Source organism: Arcicella sp. LKC2W (assembly GCF_034931005.1).
Taxonomy (GTDB): Bacteria; Bacteroidota; Bacteroidia; order Cytophagales; family Spirosomataceae; genus Arcicella.
The window spans coordinates 79,997-98,232 of the sequence record NZ_JAYGIN010000010.1; the positions used below are offsets into that span (position 1 = coordinate 79,997).

Annotated in this window: 20 protein-coding genes; 18 read left to right on the plus strand and 2 right to left on the minus strand. The window is 35.9% G+C overall.

The window, feature by feature from the left end:
* Nucleotides 1-121: 121 nt before the first annotated feature.
* Complete coding sequence (locus VB796_RS09310; RefSeq protein ID WP_323346255.1) at nucleotides 122-727, minus strand: SPOR domain-containing protein; 606 nt, start codon at nucleotides 725-727, stop codon at nucleotides 122-124.
* Between the two features lie 169 nt (nucleotides 728-896).
* Here VB796_RS09310 and murB point away from each other — a divergent pair, with 169 nt between their 5' ends.
* From murB to VB796_RS09360, 10 genes are all read left to right on the plus strand, one after another.
* Nucleotides 897-1,916 (plus strand): UDP-N-acetylmuramate dehydrogenase, encoded by a 1,020-nt coding sequence (murB, locus tag VB796_RS09315; protein ID WP_323346340.1) that lies wholly within the window; start codon nucleotides 897-899, stop codon nucleotides 1,914-1,916.
* A gap of 164 nt (nucleotides 1,917-2,080) precedes the next feature.
* Nucleotides 2,081-2,890, plus strand: coding sequence for a 3-deoxy-8-phosphooctulonate synthase (gene kdsA / locus VB796_RS09320; protein WP_323346341.1), 810 nt, complete (start codon nucleotides 2,081-2,083; stop codon nucleotides 2,888-2,890).
* 208 nt (nucleotides 2,891-3,098) lie between these two features.
* Nucleotides 3,099-3,674: a peptide deformylase gene (gene def, locus VB796_RS09325; protein WP_323346256.1), complete on the plus strand. Its 576-nt coding sequence runs from the start codon at nucleotides 3,099-3,101 to the stop codon at nucleotides 3,672-3,674.
* Nucleotides 3,675-3,708: 34 nt separating this feature from the next.
* Nucleotides 3,709-4,584, plus strand: a complete 876-nt coding sequence (locus VB796_RS09330) for a DMT family transporter (RefSeq protein WP_323346257.1) — start codon at nucleotides 3,709-3,711, stop codon at nucleotides 4,582-4,584.
* 71 nt (nucleotides 4,585-4,655) lie between these two features.
* The gene (locus tag VB796_RS09335) at nucleotides 4,656-5,759 is read left to right on the plus strand and encodes a M15 family metallopeptidase (RefSeq protein ID WP_323346258.1); all 1,104 of its coding nucleotides are present in this window, start codon (nucleotides 4,656-4,658) and stop codon (nucleotides 5,757-5,759) included.
* A gap of 77 nt (nucleotides 5,760-5,836) precedes the next feature.
* Nucleotides 5,837-6,343 (plus strand): hypothetical protein, encoded by a 507-nt coding sequence (locus VB796_RS09340; RefSeq protein ID WP_323346259.1) that lies wholly within the window; start codon nucleotides 5,837-5,839, stop codon nucleotides 6,341-6,343.
* 86 nt (nucleotides 6,344-6,429) lie between these two features.
* Nucleotides 6,430-6,978 (plus strand): YceI family protein, encoded by a 549-nt coding sequence (locus VB796_RS09345; RefSeq protein WP_323346260.1) that lies wholly within the window; start codon nucleotides 6,430-6,432, stop codon nucleotides 6,976-6,978.
* A gap of 127 nt (nucleotides 6,979-7,105) precedes the next feature.
* Nucleotides 7,106-8,386, plus strand: a complete 1,281-nt coding sequence (locus VB796_RS09350) for an adenylosuccinate synthase (RefSeq protein ID WP_323346261.1) — start codon at nucleotides 7,106-7,108, stop codon at nucleotides 8,384-8,386.
* 90 nt (nucleotides 8,387-8,476) lie between these two features.
* A complete protein-coding gene (locus VB796_RS09355; protein ID WP_323346262.1) occupies nucleotides 8,477-8,917 on the plus strand; it encodes a DUF6934 family protein in 441 nt (146 codons plus the stop codon).
* Between the two features lie 8 nt (nucleotides 8,918-8,925).
* On the plus strand, nucleotides 8,926-9,093 hold the full coding sequence (locus VB796_RS09360; RefSeq protein WP_323346263.1) for a hypothetical protein: 168 nt from the start codon (nucleotides 8,926-8,928) through the stop codon (nucleotides 9,091-9,093).
* A gap of 134 nt (nucleotides 9,094-9,227) precedes the next feature.
* Here VB796_RS09360 and VB796_RS09365 read toward each other — a convergent pair whose 3' ends face one another.
* Nucleotides 9,228-10,061: a rhomboid family intramembrane serine protease gene (locus tag VB796_RS09365; RefSeq protein ID WP_323346264.1), complete on the minus strand. Its 834-nt coding sequence runs from the start codon at nucleotides 10,059-10,061 to the stop codon at nucleotides 9,228-9,230.
* Nucleotides 10,062-10,165: 104 nt separating this feature from the next.
* Here VB796_RS09365 and VB796_RS09370 point away from each other — a divergent pair, with 104 nt between their 5' ends.
* From VB796_RS09370 to VB796_RS09405, 8 genes are all read left to right on the plus strand, one after another.
* Nucleotides 10,166-10,672 (plus strand): YkgJ family cysteine cluster protein, encoded by a 507-nt coding sequence (locus VB796_RS09370; RefSeq protein WP_323346265.1) that lies wholly within the window; start codon nucleotides 10,166-10,168, stop codon nucleotides 10,670-10,672.
* A gap of 72 nt (nucleotides 10,673-10,744) precedes the next feature.
* A complete protein-coding gene (locus VB796_RS09375; RefSeq protein WP_323346266.1) occupies nucleotides 10,745-11,656 on the plus strand; it encodes an ROK family protein in 912 nt (303 codons plus the stop codon).
* A 122-nt stretch (nucleotides 11,657-11,778) separates the two neighbouring features.
* Nucleotides 11,779-12,015: an acyl carrier protein gene (locus VB796_RS09380; protein WP_109743436.1), complete on the plus strand. Its 237-nt coding sequence runs from the start codon at nucleotides 11,779-11,781 to the stop codon at nucleotides 12,013-12,015.
* Nucleotides 12,016-12,171: 156 nt separating this feature from the next.
* Complete coding sequence (gene fabF, locus VB796_RS09385) at nucleotides 12,172-13,422, plus strand: beta-ketoacyl-ACP synthase II (RefSeq protein ID WP_109743437.1); 1,251 nt, start codon at nucleotides 12,172-12,174, stop codon at nucleotides 13,420-13,422.
* 109 nt (nucleotides 13,423-13,531) lie between these two features.
* Nucleotides 13,532-14,263 carry a ribonuclease III gene (gene rnc / locus VB796_RS09390; protein WP_323346267.1) on the plus strand — a complete coding sequence of 244 codons (732 nt, stop codon included), beginning with the start codon at nucleotides 13,532-13,534 and terminating at the stop codon, nucleotides 14,261-14,263.
* Between the two features lie 322 nt (nucleotides 14,264-14,585).
* Entirely contained in the window at nucleotides 14,586-15,722 is a 1,137-nt protein-coding gene (locus VB796_RS09395; protein WP_323346268.1) for a hypothetical protein, read from the plus strand.
* Nucleotides 15,723-15,829: 107 nt separating this feature from the next.
* Nucleotides 15,830-17,893: a helix-hairpin-helix domain-containing protein gene (locus VB796_RS09400; protein ID WP_323346269.1), complete on the plus strand. Its 2,064-nt coding sequence runs from the start codon at nucleotides 15,830-15,832 to the stop codon at nucleotides 17,891-17,893.
* Between the two features lie 39 nt (nucleotides 17,894-17,932).
* Nucleotides 17,933-18,235, plus strand: a complete 303-nt coding sequence (locus VB796_RS09405) for a type II toxin-antitoxin system RelE/ParE family toxin (protein ID WP_323346270.1) — start codon at nucleotides 17,933-17,935, stop codon at nucleotides 18,233-18,235.
* The last annotated feature ends 1 nt before the right edge of the window (nucleotide 18,236 follow it).

Sequence of the window (18,236 nt, forward strand, 5' to 3'; positions counted from 1 at the left end):
ATTTGAACAGAATATGAATCATTATGGTGAAATCAACCTTAAACGTTTCACTTATAAACTCATAAACCCTTAACTCATAAACCCACAACTCATAAACTCTTAACTCATAAACTCATAAACTCTACTTAACCATAATTCCCTTCTTTATTTCTACTTTATCGGGTAAAATCATGGCTGAAGGATATAAATCTTTCAAATCTGCATAATAACGCTCCGCATCCATTCTGTTCAAGAAATCCCCAATTTTCACTTTATAAATCGGTTGTTGATAACTCAGGTACGGGAATATTTCTGGATATTTTTGGTATGTATAAATCTTAGCATCATCAGCGGCTTTGCGGTCATTTCCCACATAAATCTGAATTCTAAAACCATTTGTAAATTTGATACTTTTGTTTCGCATCGAAATGGTATCCAAAATAGCATCTAATTTCTTATTTACGTGCAGAGGCATATCCGACAAGGGTGTTTTAGAATCCTCGACAGGCTGCGAAGCATTACTTTGTGAATTAGACTCAGAATCATTCGAACCTTTAAACTTCGGACGATACAAAGACAAATCCTCCTCCGTATTTTTTTTAGGGGAAGAGGAGTTTGAAGATTGATTTGTAGTGGTGGTTCCGTCAGTGGTTGTCCTCGAACTATTTCCTCCTGAAACTACTTTTGAGCCACAAGCACTTGCTAAGAGCCATAAAATCAATAAAAAAGCAGGATTATAACGTTGCATAAAATTTGGGATGGTAATTCGTTCAAAGATACAATTTTTGTTAAAAACTTGAAATACCCTTCGCTCATTGTAACTTTGTCATTGTACATTTAGTGATTGGGAGATTTGTGATTGAGTGAATATTGGACGAAAATAATCACTCAATCACAAATCTCTCAATCAGCATTAAATTATGACGATACTACAAAATATTTCCCTAAAATCTTACAATACCTTCGGATTAGATGCTACGGCAAAGTTTTTCGTAGAAATCCAGTCGGTAGAAGAATTGATGGAAGTGCTACAAAATCCAGATTTTCTGTCCACCGAAAAGCTATTTTTAGGTGGTGGTAGCAATATGCTTTTGACAAAGGATTTTGACGGATTGGTCATCAAAATCAGTATCAAAGGTATTCATAAAAACTTTGAAGACAATACACATACCCACATACAAGCGGGTGCGGGTGAAGTTTGGCACGAATTAGTGATGTATTGCGTTGAACATCAATACGCTGGTATGGAAAACCTTTCGCTGATTCCAGGAACGGTTGGTGCTGCTCCGATGCAAAATATTGGAGCGTATGGCGTTGAGATAAAAGATATTTTTGAGGAATTACAGGCTCTGAATTTAGAAACCTTGACAATCGAGACTTTTAAATTGGCAGATTGCTATTTTGGATACCGTGAAAGTGTTTTCAAGCATGAATTCAAGGGAAAATATGTGATTACTTCAGTAACTTTTAAATTAACGAAAGAACCTATTTTCAAAGTTGGATACGGCGATATTCAGAAAACTTTGGAAGAAATGGGCGTAAAAGCATTAAGCATTAAAGCCGTGAGCGATGCCGTTATCAGCATCCGTAAAAGCAAACTCCCAGACCCTGCCGAAATTGGTAATTCGGGCAGTTTTTTCAAAAATCCAGAAATTCCAATAACACAATACGACACGCTGAAAGCTCAATTTGAGAATATTCCAAGTTACCCAATCAATGAAAGCACCGTGAAAGTACCCGCAGGTTGGCTCATCGAACAAGCAGGCTGGAAAGGTTTTAGAGACGGACAAATAGGCGTTCACGCACGTCAGGCATTGGTTTTAGTCAATTATGGTGGCGGAACTGGCGAACAAATCAAAGCACTATCAGAAAAAGTACAGGCTTCGGTTTTTGAGAAATTTGGCATTAAACTATCGGCAGAAGTTAATTTTATATAAATTTTATGGCACGCAGATTACGCTGATGCTTCGCAATCGAATCGTCGAACCGTACAGATTTTATAGATTTTACTCTTTCATGATAAAACTTTTTTTTGGAATTAATTAATCTAAATAAAACCTGCGATGCAAAGCATCAGCGTAATCTGCGTGCCAATATCCACATGAATATCCCAAAATTAAAAAACTTAGACAAAAACAACTTCTTCCTCATGGCAGGAAGTTGTGCGATTGAAAACCGTGATTTGGCTTTCGAAATTGCCGAAAAAATCAAGGGAATTACCGACCAGTTTGGTATTCCTTATATTTTTAAAGGCTCTTATCGCAAGGCAAATCGTACAAAATTGGATTCTTTTACAGGAATTGGAGCCATTACGGCTTTGGAAATTTTGAAAGAAGTTGGTGAATTTTACGACTTGCCAACGGTGACAGATATTCACGAGTCTCAAGAAGCAGCAATGGCAGCAAAATATGTAGATGTTTTGCAAATTCCTGCGTTTTTATGTCGTCAGACGGATTTATTGGCTGCCGCAGCTCAAACTGGCAAAGCTGTAAATATCAAAAAAGGGCAATTTATGGCGGGCGTTTCGATGAAATTTGCCGTTGAGAAAGTCCTTCACGAAAACCCAAATGCTCAAGTTTTCTTAACGGATAGAGGTAACTCTTTCGGCTATGGAGATTTAGTGGTTGATTATCGTAACATTCCTGAAATGCAAGCACATGGCGTACCTGTGGTGATGGACTGTACGCACTCGTTACAAAGACCCAATCAAGGTTCGGGTGTAACGGGCGGAAATCCCCAAATGATTGAAACCATTGCCAAAGCTGCCATTGCCGTTGGTGCAGAAGGTTTATTTATCGAAACTCACCCAAATCCTGCCATTGCCAAATCTGACGGAGCGAATATGTTACCTTTAGACCAATTGGAAGGACTTTTAGAAAAATTAGTAAAAATTCGTCAAGCGATTATTTAGTAGCACAGGTTTCTAACCTGTATTTAAAACAGAAGACAGGTTGAAAACCAATGTCGTTTAGTTAAGAAATTTATTTGGTACAAACTTCCCGAAAGTTTTAAACTTTCGGGAAGTTAATCGGCTTAACTAAACGATATTGGGTTGGAAACCTGTCCTACATTAAACTAAAAATTCGTAAATTGCACGAAAATTCAAGCAGATAGTAAAAATGATTTACCCCATAGTTGCATACGGAGACCCCGTTTTAAGAAAAGTCGCTGTTGATATAGACAAATCTTTTGATGTTAAAAAACTTGTAGAAGATATGTTTGAAACCATGTACAATGCCAAAGGCGTTGGCTTGGCTGCCCCACAAATCGGACTAAATATTCGTATGTTCGTGGTGGATGGTCGTCCATTTAATGAAGGCGAAGATTTGGAAGAACGTGATAAAGACCCTTCATTAGTCGATTTCAAAAAGGTTTTTATCAACGCTGAAATCTTGGAAGAAGATGGTGACGATTGGGGTTTTGAAGAAGGTTGTTTGTCAATTCCAGATATTCGTGAAGACGTGTATCGCCCTGAATTTGTGACGATTAGATATTTTGACGAAGATTGGGTAGAACATACCGAAGAATACGAAGGACTTGCCGCTCGTATCATTCAACATGAATATGACCACATTGACGGAATTCTTTTCACCGACCACTTGAACCCGATTAAAAAGCGAATGTTAAAAAATAAGCTCGCAAAAATCACGAAAGGGCGAGTGGATGTGGATTATAAAATGAAATTTCCGAAGTAAATTGTACCACGAGTTTGTAACTCGTGGTTTTTTTATGATAAAAAATTTACTCATAGGTATTCTTTTCGCCATGTTGTGGGCATCGGCTTCGGCAGCTACAAAAATAGGATTATTATCAGCACAACCTTTTGTCATTGGGAATTTCCGCTTTTTCTTGGCAGGAATCTTATTGCTTGTTTATGCTTATATTTTCCAAAAAAATCGAATGCCTAAAAGTTCTGAATGGAAACAATTGACCATTTACGGAATCTTAAACGTTAGCATTTATTTAGGGTGTTTTGTCTTAGCGATGAAACACGTTTCGGCAGGCATTGGCAGTTTGTCAACGGCAACAAATCCCTTATTTATCAGCATTTTATCTGCATTTTGGCTAAGTCGCCCAGTCAAAAAAACCGAAATATTAGGATTAATTCTCGGCATCACTGGCGTTGGTATTGCCACGTACCCATTACTCAAAAACAGTTTTGCAGATGTGGAAGGCTTAATTATTTTGGCAATCAGTATGCTTTCCTATTCCGTCGGAACGGTGTATTATTCTTCTCAAAAATGGGAACTTCCAATTATCGTAATCAACGGTTGGCAGGTACTTTTAGGCGGAATTTTATTATTACCAATTACCCTATTTTTCACGGATTGGTCAGCAAATACTTACGATTTTCGTTTTTGGGGTTCGGTGTTTTGGTTGGTTATTCCCGTGTCAATTGGGGCGGTTCAGTTGTGGCTTTATCTGCTGAAAATTGACCCCGTAAAAGCATCTCTTTGGCTATTTTTATGCCCAATTTTTGGATTTATTTATGCCTCATTCATACTACAAGAACCTATCACAACTTACACATACATAGGCACTTTACTCGTGATTGCAGGACTATATTTGGCACAAAGAGAAAAATTTAGAATATCCTCAAAGTAAATTCAAATTATCATTTCTCACCGTTTCTTATTAAATTCAGAATTAATTAGCTTTACGAACCACTATTTATAATGCTTTTAACGACTTTACTTTTGAGAAATTTTTTCAAAATATCCTTAACTTGCCTTTCCCTCTGGGCGTGTAATCTAATTGAACGTACCAATAAATTATTCCACAATGACCCCACTTGGAAAGACTATGCTTGCGACACCACTCAGCGAGTGAACGACCTCAGCATTCAAGATATTACACAGTCTTTTTACTTAGCCGATACTTTACTCAAACAGAATTTTAAACCTCAAAGGGTTTTCGTAGCTATTGCCGATAAACAAGGACGGCTGAAAATTAATGGCGTAACAGCACAAGGCGAAGACCATCCGCAAATTGTAGATTCTTCCGTAAACCAATCGTTGGGATTAACTTGGCAAGACCAAGAATATCTTTGGGCTTTGGCAACTCAGCCACGTTATTTGTACAACCGTTGGGAAAAATTATTGGCAGATGAGCGAATTATTTTCCTTTCAAAGAGAGATTCTATTCATAATATCATGAGAAATTTGAACGGAACCGTCAAAGTCATTTCTGATTTACGTTCAATGGCAAATCAACAAAAATATCTTTCAAAAAATAAAACCGCCTCTCCTATCTCGATGCACAATTTTGGTTTTGCAGCTGATTTTGCGGTTTTTCGACGGAATAGAATTTCAAATGACTTATCGCTTTATCGTCCTTTAAATGAACTTACAGCATTTCATGGCATGACTTGGGGCGGAAATTTTGTGGGATTTATTGACCCTGGACATATTCAGTTATTTAGAAATGGGGCTGAAATGCTCAGAAAATATCCCGACCTTATTTTTGAATTTGAACCCTATCGTCCGCAATATAATTCTTGGATGAATAAAATGATTTCGGCAGGAAAAGAACAAAAGGCTAATGATACGAAAGAGTTGTTAATTGAACTCAATAATTACAAAAAAGATAAACCTTGCCCATGTTTAAAAGGGAAAGTCAATTTACAAAATACCTTAATTTCTTCCGCTCAAAATCAAGCAAAAAATCAAGGCTATCAACCTGAAACTGATATACTTTTAATAGGAGATTTAGCCTCAAAAACGGTTTCACTCATTACCGACAACGGCATAATCACCTATCCCTTAGGACTTTGGAAATAATTGCTTAAAATTCTCAAGTAAGTAATCCCAAAACATTTTCAAGAGCAATTTTGTTGTTTATTTTAAACAATAATGACATGAAAAACCTCTTCTTATTTGTCTGTCTTTCATTATTTTGTACGCCACTTTTTGCTCAAAAAGGTTGGACAGACCATTCCCGTATTCTTCCAGATACCCTACGCAAAGTTCCAGTAGGTATTACAATTTTCCACAATCCCAATCCGAATTATCCCGTTTTGAACGATGTAAAAGGTGAATATGATGGCAAATACGTTTGGAAACACAGCACCTTTGTTCGTTCAGAAATGGAAGATTTAGAAGTCATTTCAGCGGGGAGTTATATTTGGTATTCAGAAGCAGGTTGGTTTACCAATGTTCAATACACAAAGGCGGATTTTGCCGAAAAATTCAATTGCAAAAATGGTATTTTAAAGAAGGGACAAACCTATATTTTCAAGAAAAATTACCGTTTTGGCGATAATCTCTACGGTGGCGACGCACTTTGGTACGTTTTGGCAAAAGATAAAAATGGTAAAATCTACAAAGGAATGGCAATCATTGAAACAGAAGGAAGTTTAAAATAAGTAGTTCGGGAATCGTTCCCAATAAAACAACAGAATACTTTTTTCAAAATATATTCGTCGGATACCCAATATTAAAACTTGCAACTATGAAAACGATATTAATCTTTGCCAATATATTATTATCCATTAGTTTACAGGCTCAAAAAACCTTCAATGTAAATATTTTAGAAACTAAAATATCATGGACGGGCTATGCTTCAGTAGGAAATTATGCACCAACAGGAACGCTTTCGCTCTCAAAAGGAACGGTCGTTTTGAAAGACAATAAAATCTTGAAAGCCGTTATTGAATTTGATATGAAAACTATCACACACGAAAATAAAGATTTGCAGATTCATCTTAAAAACGAAGACTTCTTCGATGTTGAAAAGTACCCTAAAGCAGTTTTTACTTTAGAAAAAGTTGTTAAAAATCAAGCAGTTGGGATTTTAAAAATAAAAAATATTCAAAAAAGAATCACATTTCCAATAATTATTGAACAGGCTAAGGACAAAATTCATATTAAATCAACCATTAATATTGACCGTACCCAATTTGGGATAAAGTACAATTCTACTAACTTTTTCCAAAATCTGGGCGACTATGCCATCAAAGATAATTTTGAACTTAAAACAGATTTATTAGTCGAGAATTGATAAAGTAAAGCAATTTCGAGCATTTTTCTTTTTAGATTGTTTATCTTTGCAACTTTGAAAAAGCCCCCCAACCCTCAGAGGGGGAGACTTTTTAAACGTAAACTTGGGGGAACTTCTAAATAAAGAAATGGCAGTAGATGTATTGTTAGGTTTGCAGTGGGGAGACGAAGGAAAGGGTAAAATTGTTGATGTTTTAGCCCCTAAATATCAAGTAGTTGCACGTTTTCAGGGTGGTCCGAATGCTGGGCATACACTCGAATTTGATGGTTTCAAGCACGTGTTGCACCAAATTCCATCGGGTATTTTTCGTCAGGAAGTACAAAATATTATCGGAAATGGCGTTGTACTTGACCCAATTATTTTCAAAAAAGAAATTGATGGTTTAGCCAAATACAACCTCAATATTCTTCAAAATTTAGAGGTTTCTAAAAAAGCTTCTATTATTCTTCCAACGCACCGTTTGTTAGATGCTGCTTACGAAAAAGCCAAAGGAGATGCTAAAATTGGCTCAACTTTGAAAGGAATTGGACCAACTTATACCGATAAAATTTCTCGTCAGGGATTGCGTGTTGGTGATATGATTTCTCCGAATTTCAAAGCAAAATATGATAAATTAGTAAATGTTCACAAAGGAATTTTGGATGTTTATAAATTTGAATATGACCTAACTACCGCTGAAACTGAATTCTTTGAAGCTGTTGAATTTATGAAAAAATTCAATTTAGTTGACTCAGAATATGTTGTAAATCAAGCTCTTACTGACAACAAAACTATTTTAGCTGAAGGAGCTCAAGGTTCTTTATTGGACGTTGACTTTGGTTCATATCCATTTGTTACTTCTTCAAATACCGTTACGGCAGGTGCTTGCACAGGTTTGGGGGTTGCTCCAAAAAATATTGGCGAAGTTTACGGGATTTTCAAGGCTTACGCAACACGTGTAGGTTCTGGGCCATTCCCAACTGAATTGATGGACGAAGTTGGCGAAAGAATGCGTCAAGAAGGTCGTGAATTTGGTTCAACAACGGGTCGCCCAAGACGTTGTGGTTGGATTGATTTGCCAGCATTAAAATACGCTATGATGATTAACGGCGTAACACAATTGGTGATGATGAAAGCAGACGTTTTGAATATTTTTGAAGATATTCAAGTTTGTACCGCTTATCAATTACCTGACGGAACAATTACAGAACAATTACCTTACGACATGACTGACACAACAGTTATTCCTGTTTATGAGACATTGAAAGGATGGAATTGTTCATTAGAAGGACTTCGTAAATTTGAAGAATTGCCTGCTGAACTTTCAGCGTACATTGCGTTCTTAGAAGAGAAATTAGCCTTACCTATCAACTTCATCTCAACTGGCCCAGACCGTGATGAGTGTGTATTGAGAGGTAAATTAGCATAATTGTAGTTTGATGCTTCGGCATTGAATCACAAAAGGTTCAGCATTTTTCGTAAATTGCTGAACCTTTTTCTATAACAGACACTTTAGAAAATGAATCAACCATTCTATGACCTAACTACTTTAGATAATGCACAAACCTTTAATTTTGAGAGCATTGGAAAGGAAAAAATCAAAAAGAAAATTCTCTATCAAAGTACGAGTGGAGAAAATTTTTATAATTTAGCTTTGGTAGATATATTAGAAGATGGCAGTTATGATGATACTGTCGAAAGTAATAATGGTGATATGGAGAAAGTATTAGCCACCGTTGTAAAATCTTTCATCTACTTTTTTGAACAAAATCCTGAGGCCATCGTGTTATTTAAAGGTAGCACAGAATCAAGAACCAGACTTTATCAAATAGTTATTAACAAAGAGTTGGACAACATCATTTCGAGATTCACAATCTTAGGAATTAATGGGATGAAATTTGAACCATTTCGGAAAAATAAAAGCTATGATGGTTTTGCAATTGCTCTCAAAAAACATTAATATTGAATATGGTAAAGACATTAAAAAATATCAAGAAAGAAAAAATTTCTCCTAAATTACAGGCATTAGGAAAAGGAGAAAGTGGTATTCCATCAAAAACACAAAAAACGAAATTAGAATGGGCGAATGATATTGCTCTGAATGCAGATTTATCTCAAATTCAAGCATTATTGTAGAAGTCCTTGGAAAATATACAGCTAAAAAGGTTCAGCATTTTTCGTAAATTGCTGAACCTTTTTTATTTCAATAGAAAGTGTAACTCGATGCTTTGGCATCGACAGACTCTATTTTCCGATGCGAAAGCATCGGGTTACTTCCCCGAAAACCGTTCCAAAGCCTCTTTCTCACGTGGCGTTAAGCTATCAATTCCCTTCATTTGTATTTTGTCTAAAATGGCATCAATTTCTTCCTGTCGTGCGGCTTTTCGTTCGTTGAATTCAGCGTCAATATCTTTGTAATCCGTTTGTCGGAATGAAAATTTTTCGATAAATAAATAATCAGGATACCAAATAAGTAAGAAAATAAATGCCAAAGTTGGAGTGATAATCAAGACAATAGGCAAATAATTTTCCTTCAAAACTGCTGGATAGAGAGCAACAGCTGTTACCATGCCAATCAACGCACCGCCCAAATGGGCTTCATGTCCAATATTACTTTTTCTCGATTTTATTCCATAAATCGTAATCAAGACAAAAAGTAAACCGTACATCCAGCTACTTATCGACAATGGAATCAAAAACATTCCAATTTGCATTTCTGGGAAAATAGCAATTGAAGCAAAAATTATTCCACAAACGGCTCCAGACGCACCAATGGCAGTATATTCAGCTTCAAAACGATGAATTATTAAAGCTAAAATATTGCCTCCAATTAAGCTTGTGAAGAAAATAAGAAGAAAATTTACACTTCCAACGACCATTTCAAGGCTTTCTCCAAACGAGAAAAACGTGTACAAATTAAAAATTAAATGAAACCAAGAACCATGTAGAAATCCAGAAGAAATCATACGATAATACTCTTTATACTTCAGAATTCCATCTACATTAAAAGCGTATTTATCAAAAAAATGCTTATTTTGAAAGCCTTGAAAGGAAAATATGACTGTAATTATTGTTAAAAATAAGGTTATTGGAGTGTTCATCATGCGTAAAAAACAGTTTATTGACAAAAGTCATTACGAACATAATCATTTATCTTGAACTGATTGTGTCGGTAATTGAGTAATTTTGGGTTATCAAACATCATTCCATGATATACACAGAAGAAACCATCGACCAATTCAACGAAGAAAGTCGTTTAAAATATCCAGAAAATAGAAAATTTTTTGACCGTCTAAAAAATAAAAAACTCAAAAATTTAGACCAAGCATTCCATCCAAAACATGATGAAGTTTTTGAAGAAATTGATTGTTTAAAATGTGCCAATTGTTGCAAAACAACCAGTCCAATTTTCTCAGACATTGACATTGACAGAATTGCAAAACATCTCAGAATACGCCCAGCAGAACTTGTAAAGCAACATTTACACCTTGATTCTGACGGAGATTTTGTCCTTAATTCCTCTCCATGTACATTTTTAGGTTCAGATAATTATTGCTCAATTTACGATTATCGCCCCAAAGCGTGTCGTGAATATCCGCATACAGATAGGAAAAATATTGCAGGTATTTTGCCCCTGACTTTAGATAATACAAAAGTCTGTCCTGCTGTATTTGAAATTGTTGAGCAACTCAAAAGTGCAGGTCTTGGTAAATAATATAAAAATATACCGTAATTTTGAGCTCCCAAAAACTATATAAACATTAACTATTAAATATTTTCTGAATTAATGGCGGCAATCGAGTATTTAGGTATTGATATTGGCGGAACAAACGTCAAAATGGGCATTGTGAATGCTGAGACAGGACACATTTCTAATTTCTACAGTCACGACAGTGTTAGTTGGAGAAAATCAGGACATTTTGAAGAACGTCTTGGCGAAGCAATTGCGTTACAACTGATTGACCATAAGCATATTAATAAAGTTGGTATTGGTCTGCCCGGTATGATTGATTCATCACGTACCACACCAGTAGAAATTACGGCAATTCCAGAATTGAATAACGTTCCATTAGTGGAAGTGCTAAAAAAGCGTTTTCCAACGGTAGATTTCTTCTTGGAAAATGATGCTAATGCTGCGGCTTTAGGCGAATTTTATTTCGGTGAAGAACGTATCGACGAAAGTTATATTTTCATCACTTTAGGAACTGGCGTAGGTGGAGCAGCCATTATTAATAAAAAAGTATTTACAGGCGGACGTGGAAACGCTATGGAACCTGGACATACGCCCTCATCGAATAGTAAAGTATTAGAGAGAAACATTGGTAAAAATGAACTTTTAGCAATGGCAAACACTATGCGTAAAAGCTTTACAGGTTCAACACAACTCCCTGATGATGAAACCATTAGCACTACGGGATTAGTAGCAGCGGCTGGTGAAGGCGACGTATTAGCTCTTCAAATTTTTGAAAGAGTTGGTGAATTATTAGGCGAAAGTCTTTGTCATTTAATTGCCATTCTTGACATCAATTTAATTTTAGTTGGTGGTGGGTTATCGGCTTCATTTGACTACATTCTTCCAGCGATGAACAAGACGTTCAGCACATGGCTTACTAAATATCACGCCGAAGGATTGACCATAACAAGGGCAACTCTGGGCAATGATGCAGGGCTTTTAGGAGCGGCTTCATTATGTTTTTAGTAATATTCTTAGAAAAATTAAAATAAATCTTTTCATAGTAATACGGTTGTAAAAAATAGTTTGATAATCTAATTTTTATCATCATCTTTGCACCGTTTTTCTAACCAAAATTCGTTCTTAAAATGGCAGACATTGCAGAAAAAGTAAAAGGCATTATCGTCGAGAAATTAGGCGTTGACGCAGCAGAAGTTACTACAGAGGCTTCATTCACAAATGACTTGGGTGCAGACTCATTGGATACAGTAGAGTTAATCATGGAATTCGAAAAAGAATTTAACGTATCTATTCCAGATGACCAAGCTGAAAACATCCAAACAGTTGGACAGGCAATCACATATCTTGAAGAAAACGCCAAGTAATTGAAACTTCTTTATGTGCTAATTTGAAAATGAAATTATAGTTTCTTCTTAAGCTATAATTTTATGACAGATTAGCACATTTTTATTGATTTTCAGATTAATTTGTTCAAATTTGAAAAATCATTGATTTTCATACAACCGAGATTTGCTAAAAGCATGAAAAGTTTTAAAAGAGTAGTTGTTACGGGTATCGGAGCGTTGACTCCTATCGGAAATAACGTCCCAGAATACTGGGAAGGATTAAAAAATGGCGTAAGTGGTTGCGACCATATTACAAGATTTGATGCTGAGAAATTCCGTACACGCATTGCTTGTGAGTTAAAGAACTTTGACATTACAAAATTTATTCCTCGTCAGGATGCCCGCAAAATGGATATGTTCACTCAGTTTGGTATTGTTGCCTCTGATGAAGCCATTATTGACTCAGGTCTTGACCTTGAAAAAATTGATAAAAATAAAGTTGGAGTAATTTGGGGTTCGGGTATTGGTGGACTAAAAACCTTTGAAGACGAAATGATTTATTTCGGAAAAGGTGATGGAACTCCCAAAATCAATCCTTTCTTCATTCCAAAAATGATTGCGGATTCGGCTTCGGGAAATATCTCGATTCGTCATGGATTCCGTGGTCCAAACTACGTAACCGTTTCAGCGTGTTCATCCGCAAACAATGCCATCATCGACGCATTTAATTATATCCGTTTGGGTAGAATTAATATCTGCGTAACGGGTGGTTCTGAAGCTGCTGTTACCATTGCCAGCGTTGGTGGATTTACTGCCATGCGTGCGATGTCTGAACGCAACGATGACCCTAAAACGGCTTCTCGTCCTTACGACAAAGACCGTGATGGTTTTGTGGTTGGTGAGGGTGCAGGTGCATTGATTTTGGAAGATTATGACCATGCAATTGCACGTGGAGCAAAAATATATGCTGAGTTAATCGGTGGTGGATTCTCTTCTGATGCGTATCATATCACGGCTCCACATCCAGATGGCTACGGAGCGTTATTGTCGATGCAAGATGCTTTAGATGATGCAGGAATTAAACCTGAGGAAGTAGATTATATCAATACACATGGTACTTCAACTCCATTAGGTGACCCACAAGAATTAAAAGCAATTGTTGATTGTTTTGGCGACCACGCTTATAAAATGAATATCAGCTCAACAAAATCTATGACTGGTCACCTTTTAGGTGGTGCTGGTGCGGTAGAGGCAGTGGCTTGTATTTTGGCAATGCAACACAATTTAGTTCCTCCAACAATTAACCATTTCACAGAAGACCCTGAGGTAGATAATAAATTGAATTTAACGCTCAATACTGCCCAAGAACGTGAAATCAACGTTGCTTTAAGTAATGGATTTGGTTTTGGAGGTCACAACGCAACCGTAATTTTTAAGAAAATATAAAAACAGAGAACAGTAAACAGTTATCAGTAAACAATTAAATAAGTTATTAAGGCTTATAACGGACGATAATTACTGATAACTGTTTACTGATAACTGATAACTGAACACAATGCTTTCACCCATTCTTGATTTTTTTTCCAGCGACCCCAAGGATAAAAAGCTGAAAAATGCTATCGAACATATCATAGGCGAAAATCCGTCTAATTTGACATTGTATCGTTTGGCTTTTATGCACGCCTCGGTTTCAAAAGAAACAGTTTCTAAAAGTTATAGAGAGTCTAACGAAAGACTTGAATTTTTAGGAGATTCAGTTTTGGGGATGATTACTGCCGAATATTTATTTAAAAAATTCCCGTTTAAAGACGAAGGTTTTTTAACTGAAATTCGTTCGAGAATGGTAAGTCGAGAATCATTAAATGTCGTAGCTCGTAAAATGGGCATTGATAAATTGGTAGAATATGATGGAAACCGCAAAACTGTTCTCACACGTACATCTATGTATGGGGATGCTTTTGAGGCTCTCATCGGAGCAATTTATTTAGACAAAGGTTTTAGATTTACACGTTCATTCATTATCAAAAAAATACTAACACAACATTTTGATATTGAGACAGTTGTATCAAATAATCCCAACTTCAAATCACTTATTATTGAATGGGCTCAACGAGAAGGGAAGCCAATTCGTTTTGATATTGTGGAAGAAGGCTCAAAACACAACAAAGAATTTACCGCTACCATTTTTGTAGCAGAGGAAGCATTCTCGGTTGGGCAAGGTTATTCTAAGAAAAAAGCCGAACAAACCGCAGCCATGAAAGCTTGTGAAAAATTGGAGATTAGTTAAAACAGGCTATAATCACAATAAAAAATCCCGAAGACGAAAATCTCTTCGGGATTTTTTATTGTGATTGCTATATGTTCATTGTTCTTTTCAAACTTTCTCTTACTGATTTAATCCCTAAATTATATTTCTTTTCTCTCTTTCAAAATCTTTGGTTTAGTTTTTGCGTTCTACTGAAAGGATTAATGTAATTTTGAAAAAGTATTGGATATGGCACTCAAAAGTATTGAAAAGCTAAGAGAAAAGAAGATTGAAAATACGAAAAGTCCAATAATTAAAATCCACCCCACCCCATTTCAATAAAATTAAAACTTTATAAGAAAGCATGAAGTTAGATTTGTCGGCAATAGAAAGCTACGGGCGGCAGTACGCCGCTAAAGTATGTGATGATTTTTTTAATAGAACTGCCACCATCAATGGTCAGCAAATATTGAAGTTGAGTAATGTTGCTCAAGTCAATATGTTTGTGGTTAGTGACCTATTTGAGCGTTGGAAAGCCGATACAGAAGCCTTCAAAAGTCCATATTTTAATTTTGAACATGAAGATGTAAAAGCGGCTCTAAAAACTTTCATGAATACGGCTTCTCAACACATTATGGTGAAACGAGAAGACTTTGAGCCAATGCTTTCCAGTGCTGTAAACAGAACAATTGTCCTGCTATTAGACCCAAGCAAGCATTTTGATGAGTTTGTTCGTGACTCTCCCGACTTCACGTTGACGAAAGACCGTTTGGCTCAATTAACAAAATATACTAAAATTAACGGACAGGTTTCGAAAGCATTAACCGAAAAATTGGGTGATGAAGAGAAAGTTTACGTGACAACGGCTTTAGGTTGGTTGAATGAAATTGGGGAAAAAGGCGAATTTGAAAATCCAGATAAATATTTGGATATGCTTTCCGCAACGGTAGCTTTGAAAAAAGAGGATTTCATCAAATCGACACCTAAAATAGTTGCGGAAGACTCCTCAGCCATGAAAATGTCGCAATCTTTCTTCGACCTTGATAGCGAAGAAGAATTAGATGATGAAGACGCTCCACTTCCAACGGTGGCACAAGTGCAAGCAAAATTTGAACAAGATAGTCCAGTTGCAGACATTAAACTACCAGGTTTAGACCGACTAAATGATACTTTTACCGATGACTTGCCAACGGTTAATGATTTGTTGAAAAAAGAAGTAATCGGCAATGGGACTCCATTATCAGAATTAGCATTTAAACGTCCTATCAAAAGTATTGTTGATGGTGTAAGTATCAACCAAAAATTTGTTTTCATAGGAAAATTATTTGATGGCGATATTAATTCTTACAATAAAGCCATTGAAGATTTAGATAATTGCTTAAACTTTGGCGATGCTAAAAACCTGATGAACAAGTCTTTAGCTCCAAAATACAACTGGATTATGGCAGCCGAAGAAGCTAATGATTTCTTGGAAGTGGTTAGTCGTAAGTTTCAGAGCTAAGCAATCGTTTGTAAATATTAATAACATTTTTTAATTTAGAAATATCATAAAGCCCATTTGAAAGAATGGGCTTTTCTACGTTATCACATTTATAAATTTAGTTCTCAATGAAACAAATTACATTTTTAGCACTATTGTTGTGCTTTTTCAAACCTTTTGCCCAAGAATATCCCCGCAAAGAAATCAATATCAGAAACTTCATTCAAGATATTGTGGGCAATCCAGACGGTGGTATCAATGAAGATTTATTTGAATCGCTCTACCAAAATTATTTGAATCCTATTGATTTGAATAAGGTCAATCGTCAACAATTAGCGTCGGTTTATGTCCTCTCCGAAAAACAACTTAATTCATTCTTTTCTTATCGCCAAAAAGCAGGTAACTTATTGTCAATCTATGAGTTACAAGCCATTCCTGATTTCGATTTATCAACGATTTACAAACTAATTCCTTTCGTAGCGGTAAAATCCGATGGACTTTCTTTTGGTACATTAACTGATGGCTTTTCGGGTTCAAACCAGTATTTACTGTTGCGATATGCCCAAATATTGGAAACTAAAAAAGGTTTTACCGAACCTGACTCTCGGAGTAAAGTACGGTATGAAGGTTCTCCAATGAAGCTATACGCCCGTTATAAAATGTATTCGTCCAAAGACTTTAGTTTGGGCTTTACTGTCGAAAAAGACGAAGGAGAAAGCCAATTGACTGATTTTAAGTCATTTCACTTACAATTTCAAAACAAAGGACATTGGAAAAATATCACTTTAGGTGACTATCAATTACAATTAGGACAAGGATTAATTTCGTCCGCAGGTTTTTATATTGGCAAAGGTTCTGAAACAGTTTTGACCATTCGTAGAAATCATTTAGGCGTAAGACCTTATACTTCCGCTTTGGAAAACAACTTTTTTAGAGGTGCAGCCGCTACTTATCAGTTAGGGAAATTTGAAGTAACAGGATTTTACTCAAGGTTAAATCGGGATGGAAATATTATTCAAGACAAAACCACCAATTTGGAATATGCCTCTTCCTTACAAACGTCTGGTTTACATCGAACTCCCTCAGAAATTGCTGATAAAGGCAGCATTTTTGAAGAAAATATCGGAACTGATATTACTTTTAAAAATAAAGACAATACGTTTCAAATTGGCTTTACGGCTCTGAAAACCAACTTCGACAAAACGCTCCAAAAAGCGGAAAAAGATTATAATTTGTATGAATTTTCGGGAAATGAAAATATTTTGACGGGTTTTCATTACAGTTATAACTATCAGAATTTCAATCTTTTCGGGGAAGTAGCACGGTCAAGCAGCGGCAGTATCGGGACAGTTTCGGGCGTATTGGCGAGTTTGGGGAAACGAACGGATTTTTCCATTTTATTCCGAAAATATGACCGTGATTTTCACAGTTTTTATGCTAATGGGTTTTCAGAAAACTCCAGAAATATCAATGAAACAGGTTTGTATGTTGGCATAAAACACGCCTTGAATAAAAAGTGGTCGGTTTCAGCTTATTTTGATTATTTTCAGTTTCCTTGGTATCGCTATTTGGTGGATAAAATGCCGACAACTGGCTTTGATTATTTGGGAAGAATCAGCTACCAACCACAGAAAAATCTTCAAATTTTCTTCCAATTCAGACAAGAAAATAAAGAAGAAAATACTAAAATCACTGAAACGTACCTCGACAAAGGCAAGGAGAAAACTCGTGAAATTACCGTGGTTCGAGACAGAATTCGGAACGTTTTTATTGCCAATTTAGACTATAAAATTTCTAAAACGTTGAATCTCCAAACCAGAGCTTCTTATAGCACTTATCAGTTTGATGGGCAAGAATTTACACAAGGTTTTGCCATTGCCCAAGATGTTAATGCAGACTTTGGAAAACTCTCATTATCAGGACGTTTAGCATTTTTCAAAACCGATGATTACGATAATCGGCAATATTTTTATGAGCAAGATGTTTTGTATGCCTTTGCATTTCCAGCCTATTATCAGCACGGAATTAGGCACTATTTAATAGCTCAGTACAAAATTTCTCGAAATGTAGATGCGTGGGTACGTTGGGCAAGAACGGATTTATTTAACGGAGGTATTTTCAGTTCTGGTTTGGAGGAAATTCCTTTATCACATCGGTCGGAAGTGAAAATGCAGATTCGTTTACATTTTTAATTTTCAAAAATATAACATAACTTGTTATACACATACACTATGACAGTTGAATTTATATCAGAAGAACTACTGAGTCTATATATTGGCAATCAAAAAGGAAAGCCTAAATTTCAAGAAAGTGTTTTACGACAATATCGAAAAGTAATTGATTTAATGCTTTCAGTTGAAAGTATAACAGATTTGCGACAATTTAAGTCTCTTAACCTTCATACACTTGAACGAGATTTAGTTGGAAAATTTGCAGTACGAGTTAATATGAAATATAGAATTGTATTTTCTTTGATAGAGGATGAAATTCAAATTGAAGGTGTTTTAGTTGAAGACTTAACAGATTATCATTAAA